We start from the raw sequence: 6,478 nt of genomic DNA, 5'->3' as shown, positions 1-6,478 counted from the left end.
TGTGGACATGCGTTTGCGGCGAGCGTCGAAGGGCAGCTCATGCACCCGCGGCAGCTGGGAAAGCACGTCGTCCTGGTCCAACCCGCCTTTAAGGGCCAGGACACGCAGGGCGGCTTCAGTCTGGTCGCCGAGGCAGGTCCATTGCGGGCGTTCGGCCGTCGGCGGATTCAGGCGTGAGTTGTTGCACAGCAGGGCCGCCGACAGCAGCTCTTCGAATTCGCCGGCGACTGGGGTGGCGCGCACCGGTGGCGTGAACTCGCCCCGCGGCTCATAGCCCACGCCGGAGACGGTCAGGCGCTGGCCGCCCACCCACACCTCACGGATGGTCATCTGGTTCTGGGTCAGGGTCCCGCTCTTGTCGGTCGCCAGGACCGAGATCGTCCCCAGCGTCTCGACCATGGCCAGCTTCTTGACCAGCACTCCCCGCTGCGCCAGCCGCTGCACGGCGATGGCCAGCGACAGGGTGACCGTTGGCGACAGGCCCTCCGGGACGGCGGCCACCACGATTCCGATCGCCAGCAAGAAAGCCTCGAACAGCGGCATGCCGACCTCGAGCGTGCCGACCGAGAAAACACCGACCCCGATGGCCAGGGCGATCAGCGAGATGCGGCGGGTCAGCCGGCGCATCTCCTGCTGCAGCGGGCTGGGCTGCTCGCGGATTTGCTGCGTAAGGCGCACGATGCGGCCGAATTGGGTGAGCATGCCGGTGGCGCTCACCACCGCCCGCCCGGTACCGGAGACCACCGACGTACCGGCGAAGACCAGGTTGGGCTGTTCGAGCTCGGTCAGGTCGTCCCGCAGCGAGGCGTCGCTGGTCTTGCGCGCCGGCAGCGCCTCGCCGGTCAGCGTGGTGTTGTTGGTGCGCAGGCCGAACTCCTCGACCAGGCGGGCGTCGGCGGGGATGTTGTCGCCCTCGGCCAGCACCAGCAGGTCGCCGGGGACGACCTGGCTGGCCGGCAGGCGGATCTCTTCGCTGTCCCGGATCAGGCGGGCGTGGTTGGGCAACAGCTGGCTGAGGGCCTGCATCGCCTGCTGTGCCCGATACTCCTGCCAGAAGGAGAAGGCGGCGTTGATGAGCACCACGATCCAGATCGCCACGCCCAGGGCGGGTTGGCCGGCGATGAAGGCCAGCAACCCGGCCGCCCACAGCACGAGCGCCATCAGGTGTGTGATGTGCCCCAGCAGCAAGCGCCACAGTGGCAGGTGGGCGGGTTCGGAGAGCGTATTGGAGCCGTACAGACGCAGGGCCGCCGCGGCCTGATCCTGGGTCAGGCCGTGGGTGGAGGTCTCGAGGGCCGTGTAGACCTCACCCGGTCGCAGGGCATGCAGGGGGAGGGAATCCATGGGCGCGCGGTCAGCCCGGGCCGGGCGTTCGGCTCCCAGGCCGACTGACCGGGCTCGATTCTACTCCTTTGGTTCCGTTGGGGGATCACCCGGTGGGATAGGCTCTGTCCTCGGCTCCTCCGGGGGATGGGTCATGTATGGGACAAGGATGGAAGGAGCCGTGTGCAGGTCGAGGTGCACAGCTTCATCGTATTCGCCGGCGGTCACCGGCGTGGGCTCATAGCGCAAGGGGCGCCGTACACCAAAGAAGCCCCAGAAGCGCGTGATGCCGGCCAGCAGCCGAAAGCGGTATTCCTGCATCTTAAGCGACTGCCATTCGACGATCGACCCCATGGCGCCCTGCACGCGGGCTTTCTGGCGCACGATCCGGTAGATCTGATCAGGGTCACGATATCCGATGGGGGAGATCAGGAGGGCGTGAGCCATCACGATCAGCAGAGTGAAGGAGATCAGGACGATCCAGCCGCCCTCCGCCCATTTCCCGACGATCTGACCAACAAAGACCGAGGCTGCCAACGCGGCGGCGAAGCTGGCACCGGCCATCCCCCACTGGCGGGTCTTCCCCGTGTAGGTGTGCTTGATATGCTGGCGCACCGCCAGGCCCATCACCATGATCGGCATGAACACGCCCACGCCGTAGAAGGGCACGGCGGCGGAGGTGCGCCCGCGGACCAGGAACTGGATCACCACGGCGGCGATGAAGCCGGCCGTCACAGAACGAGTGAATGTACCGCCCTTGTTGCGGTAGACGACGAACTCGGGGATTTCACCGATGGCCACATCGCGCCAGGCAGTTGCCTGCAGATCTTGAAAGGCTGTCATTGAGGCGAATGCTAGCAGAGCGACGGCCAGGATCTGGTAGCTCCAGTACAGAATCGTCCCTCCTGGAATCTGGCCAAACCCGATGAAAGCCAGATTCCCAACGATGCTGCGGCCGAAACTTCCATCGTATACGTTGAAGTAGATACTGAAACTGGTCAGAAAGAGCGTGGTCAGCCCGCCGTAGAACAAAAAGGAAGTCTGCACGACGCGGCCGATGCCGGACTTGCCACTGTAGAACTTCCATAGCTTCTTGAAGCGTGGGGCGTGTGCCTTGCCCCACTTGACCAGGGAGAAGTCCTCGTCCTTGACGAACTGGATGCCGTTGGACATCGCCTCCAGCCCGGAGAGCGCAACCATACCTTTCATCGAGGCGGTCAGGAGATGGTAGAGGGACTGGCTCAGAGTGGCTGGTTCGACCGGTCCGGAAGGTGCCGGCGGGACGCCGTGCGACATGGCGGCGAATAGCCCCACGGCCAGTGTGACACTCAGCATGACGAAGATCCCCAGCCCGGTGAACACGATGCGCGCCGACTCGCCCCGACCGCGGATGGTCAAATACCAGGTTATCGAAGCAAGCGCCGCGCCCAGGATGAAGTGATAGATCCAGGGGATCCCATAGGAGTTGGTGATCGATAGCAGCTGATCGACGCCGGAAAGGGTCGAAACGACGATGGTCAACACGTAGTCCTGAATCAGGACAACGGCCACCACCAGGCTCAGCCCCGGTGTCAGGTAGCGCATCGAAGCGGTGTAGGACCCGCCGCCCTCGTTGAAGACGCCCAGCGAATACATATAGAGGGCGCCGAAGACGAAGTTGGCGAAAGCAATGAAGAGGACCGCGATGTAACCCCATCGTTCAAGCCCGTAGGGGTGCAGAGCGCTCAACATCTCGCCGGTGGCGTAGAAGTAGGAGGTGAAGTAGTCGACACCGAACAAGGCAATAGCGGCCAGCAAGCCGATCTGGCCGGCGCCGTGGATATGGGCGTCCTCGCCGCGTTCGCGCGGGGATAGCCGATAGGCAACAACCACGATCAGGATCAGCAAGCCAATGGAGAACAGCATCTAGCTAGGCCTTCGGTAGGGGCTTGGGGGCTAGGGGATCTTCGGGAGTCAGGAAGGACCGTTCGAGCAGGGCGAGCTCGTCGAGCAGGTGGCGGCGCGTGCCGGGGTCGAGGCGGGTATCCTGCGCCACTTTGACGGCCTCATCGCGGGCGGCGCGCACGACGAAGGCCGGTACGAACATGATGCGGCCGGCCGGGATCACCTCGAAGTCGCGGGTTCTCATTTCCAGCGCCTGGTCGTCGAAGTAGGGCAGGCTCAGGCTCAGGCCGCGGTTGAGGTCGCTGGCCGCCGCCCGGCGCTGGATCGTGTCGATGATGCCACGCGTCTCGAAGCGGGCCAGGGCACGCGCCTGGTTGACGAGCTGGCCCAGGATGCCGTAACGCTTCCGCTGATACTCATCATCGGCCACGATGTAGGGAGCCAGGGAAACGGCCGCGTGCAGCACGAAGAGGAAGCGCTGCATCGAGGCGACATCCGCTTCGGCCTCGCTTTGCGATCCGACGACGAGGCGGTCCTGCTCGTCGAAGGCCACCCACTGCGGCAGATAGAACTGGCGGGCGTAGGGCACATACGGGACCAGCAGCTCGCCGCGACCCTCCTCCGCCGCGCCCTCCTCGGCGATGGCATCCGTGGCGGCGGTGATGGCGGAGCCGACATCGGCGTCTGCGACGACCGGGACGGAGGCGATCGCCTCGCCCTCCGCCGCCTGATAATTCACGCTTCGTCCGGAGGGCAGCATGCGCCGAATCATATGCTGCACCGTGGCGTGCCGCACCAGGCGGGCGCTGGCCTCCACCGCTGGATCGCCCGATTGCTCCAACTCCGCCAGACGCTGGCGGACCAGGACGCGCACATCGCTGCGTGTCACCCGGTCGACGAAGCCGCCGATGGTCTCTTCCCGCCCAGCCGCCGGCACCCGGGCGGAGGTCCTGCTCTGAGCGTCCGTCACCACCTCGTCGGGCAACGTGAAGCGCGCCTGGGGCGCGCGCCGGACCAACGCCTCGGCCAACTGAGCTCCTTGGGCCTCCAGGAAGCGCTGCACCATCTTTGTCTGGGCCTGGAGCAAGGTCTCGTGGTCTTGCAGTTCTTGCTGGAGGTGAGTGGGAGGCAGAGCCGACGGACTGCCGCCCGGCTGCACGTGGGTGTCTGGCATGGAGGCCTCTCAGAACTCGGCGGAAATGCCGACCATACGAGAACCGAATAATACCATCACCGCCGTAGGTCGGGTGACGCGAGCTGGGCGACGGGGTTGCGGAACTGCCACTCAGTCACTCCAAGATGGCCACCAGCTTCTGGAACGAAGAGCAACGGGCCCTGTGGGATGGGCCCGTTCATTTGCTGCCGCCACGTGTCCTGGCAGGCTCAGACCACCTTGGGTGCTTCTGCCGCCGGGAGCGGCGGCGTATCGAGGTACTTCGCTAGGATGGAGGGAGCCGATGGGTCGTCGACGTGCAGGGCATGGTCGTAGTCGCCAGCCGGGACGGGAAGGGCGTCGGTCACCGGGCGGCGCACACCGAACCGCTCCCGGAAGCGGGACAGTCCGAGCAGCAGGCCGTAGCGGGTTTCCTGCATCTTGAGGGATTGCCATTCGACGATCGAAGCCATCCCGCCCCGTACCCGGGCTTTGTCGCGCACGATGCGATGGATCTGCTTTGGGTCTCGGAAGCCGATTGGGGAGATCAGCAGGGAATGGGCCGGCAGGGGACTCTCCGCCCCGGGAGAACCGCCGTCGGGCTGCAGCACGATCCCGACCTGCATCCCCGGCAAGGTCATCAGGATTCGCTCGGCGATCGCGCGCCTGATCGATGCCAGGTCCGTCAGGCCCAGCGGGGCAGGGCTGAGTTCGTTGAGGTGTAGGGCTTCCCCGCTCGCGGGCCTTGGCCCGGGCCAGGCCGGCCTGGGCCGCCCCCAGCAACTGGCTGATGGTGATGGCGACCACCAGGAAGACGAATGGGTCAAGTGTCTCTTGAGGACGGAGTACGCAGAGTGAAGTAGGGGTGCAGGACCACGAAGTTGAACGTCAGGAAAGCCGCCACCGCCGCCGCGATCCCCGAAGGAAGACCCCATAGCGCCGTGCTGACGCCGACCGGCAGCAAGTAGAGCAGGGCGACGCTCGGCGTGCTCAGCCAAGGCTGGGCGAGAACCAGCAGCCCGGTCGTGGCGGCGACGGCGAGCAGCGAGAAGAACATCCGCAGGAAGGACTCTGGGTGTAAGGTGCGCATGGCTTTGGCAACTGCCGGGTCTATTGTCCCCCCGTTGTCGAGGGGCAAAGCCGACCAGGGGTGCAAGCCTCAGTCTGGGCTGTCGAGAGTATCTGCGCTGCAGCCGACGGTCTGGTCCGGTGGCGTTGCGGTTGACTACCGGGCCGAGCCGCTGGTGGGTCTGACGTAGGGCGGGAGCGCGGCCGGGATTGCCTTGGGCAGGTGGGGGAATGGTGGGATCCGCTGGGATTGCGCTGGCGTCCAGCAGCCGGATGGCAATCGAGTGAAAGGGCTTCAGGGGATTGCACGCGCATCCCACGAAGGGACGCTAAGTGCGTGGGGTCCTCACGTCGAGCATCGCTGGGCGCGCAAGCCGGCACGGGTCGCGGGCGGAACTTGCTGCTTGGGCCTGGTCAGCCTGGTTTCCCCCAAACGACGAAGGGAATCCCTGTCGAGGAGGATGGAGGTCGGTTCGCTTGGAGGGGACCTGGCTTAGGAGGCGGCCCGAAGGGTACCCTCGGAGATAGGGAGCTGAGAGCGAAGGCCGTCGATCCACGATCCGAGGGTGTGGAGATCGACCGGCTTATGCAACACGCCCTGCGCGCCAGCCGCGGCGCCGCGTAGTCCCAGATCGGCCTCAGCACTGGCCGTCACAAACAACACCGGCAGTCCGTTGACCGAGGGCATGCCTCGGATTCGCCGCAGGGTCTCGAAGCCATCCATCTCGGGCATCATGATGTCCAGGAGAACCGCGTCTGGCAACGATGCCGCCAACGCTTCGAGGGCCTGAGCTCCGCTGCACACGCCCTGCGCCTGGTGGCCAAGCACCTGCAGCGCCAGGCAGAGGATGCGCACCGTATCGGGCTCGTCGTCGACGATCAGGATTCGTGCCATCTGCCTCTTCCTGCGCGTGCCGTCCATCGGTGCGCACAGCGGCGACGGTCCGGCCATGCCGGGCGTCTGGATCCATTCTACGCAGAACGGCGTCCCGGGCGGCCTTCCAGTCGGCTTACAGGCCGGGCCGAGGTCAACGACCGTCCTCGTCGGAC

General features: G+C 65.8%; 6 protein-coding genes. All 6 read right to left on the bottom strand.

The genetic code is table 11. From position 1 onward, the window contains the following. Nucleotides 1-1,344, bottom strand: a 1,344-nt coding sequence (locus MUO23_05460) for an HAD-IC family P-type ATPase (protein MCJ7512401.1), incomplete at its 3' end; no start/stop codon positions are given. Between the two features lie 60 nt (nucleotides 1,345-1,404). Then, entirely contained in the window at nucleotides 1,405-3,228 is a 1,824-nt protein-coding gene (locus MUO23_05455) for a hypothetical protein (GenBank protein MCJ7512400.1), read from the bottom strand. A gap of 4 nt (nucleotides 3,229-3,232) precedes the next feature. Continuing rightward, the gene (locus MUO23_05450; GenBank protein MCJ7512399.1) at nucleotides 3,233-4,381 is read right to left on the bottom strand and encodes a hypothetical protein; all 1,149 of its coding nucleotides are present in this window, start codon (nucleotides 4,379-4,381) and stop codon (nucleotides 3,233-3,235) included. 209 nt (nucleotides 4,382-4,590) lie between these two features. Further along, on the bottom strand, nucleotides 4,591-5,001 hold the full coding sequence (locus tag MUO23_05445; GenBank protein ID MCJ7512398.1) for a hypothetical protein: 411 nt from the start codon (nucleotides 4,999-5,001) through the stop codon (nucleotides 4,591-4,593). A 182-nt stretch (nucleotides 5,002-5,183) separates the two neighbouring features. Further along, complete coding sequence (locus MUO23_05440) at nucleotides 5,184-5,450, bottom strand: DUF4118 domain-containing protein (protein MCJ7512397.1); 267 nt, start codon at nucleotides 5,448-5,450, stop codon at nucleotides 5,184-5,186. Between the two features lie 471 nt (nucleotides 5,451-5,921). Next, on the bottom strand, nucleotides 5,922-6,323 hold the full coding sequence (locus MUO23_05435) for a response regulator (GenBank protein ID MCJ7512396.1): 402 nt from the start codon (nucleotides 6,321-6,323) through the stop codon (nucleotides 5,922-5,924). Between the last annotated feature and the right edge of the window lie 155 nt (nucleotides 6,324-6,478).

This window comes from Anaerolineales bacterium (assembly GCA_022866145.1).
Lineage (GTDB): Bacteria > Chloroflexota > Anaerolineae > Anaerolineales > E44-bin32 > PFL42.
This window is presented reverse-complemented; position numbering and strand designations above follow the sequence as displayed.

What these genes read in the sequence shown, in the direction of transcription:
- MUO23_05435 (MCJ7512396.1), bottom strand. Translation starts at nt 6,323, where the DNA reads ATGGCACGAATCCTGATCGTCGACGACGAGCCCGATACGGTGCGCATC.
- MUO23_05450 (MCJ7512399.1), bottom strand. Translation starts at nt 4,381, where the DNA reads ATGCCAGACACCCACGTGCAGCCGGGCGGCAGTCCGTCGGCTCTGCCT.
- MUO23_05445 (MCJ7512398.1), bottom strand. Translation starts at nt 5,001, where the DNA reads ATGACCTTGCCGGGGATGCAGGTCGGGATCGTGCTGCAGCCCGACGGC.
- MUO23_05455 (MCJ7512400.1), bottom strand. Translation starts at nt 3,228, where the DNA reads ATGCTGTTCTCCATTGGCTTGCTGATCCTGATCGTGGTTGTTGCCTAT.
- MUO23_05440 (MCJ7512397.1), bottom strand. Translation starts at nt 5,450, where the DNA reads ATGCGCACCTTACACCCAGAGTCCTTCCTGCGGATGTTCTTCTCGCTG.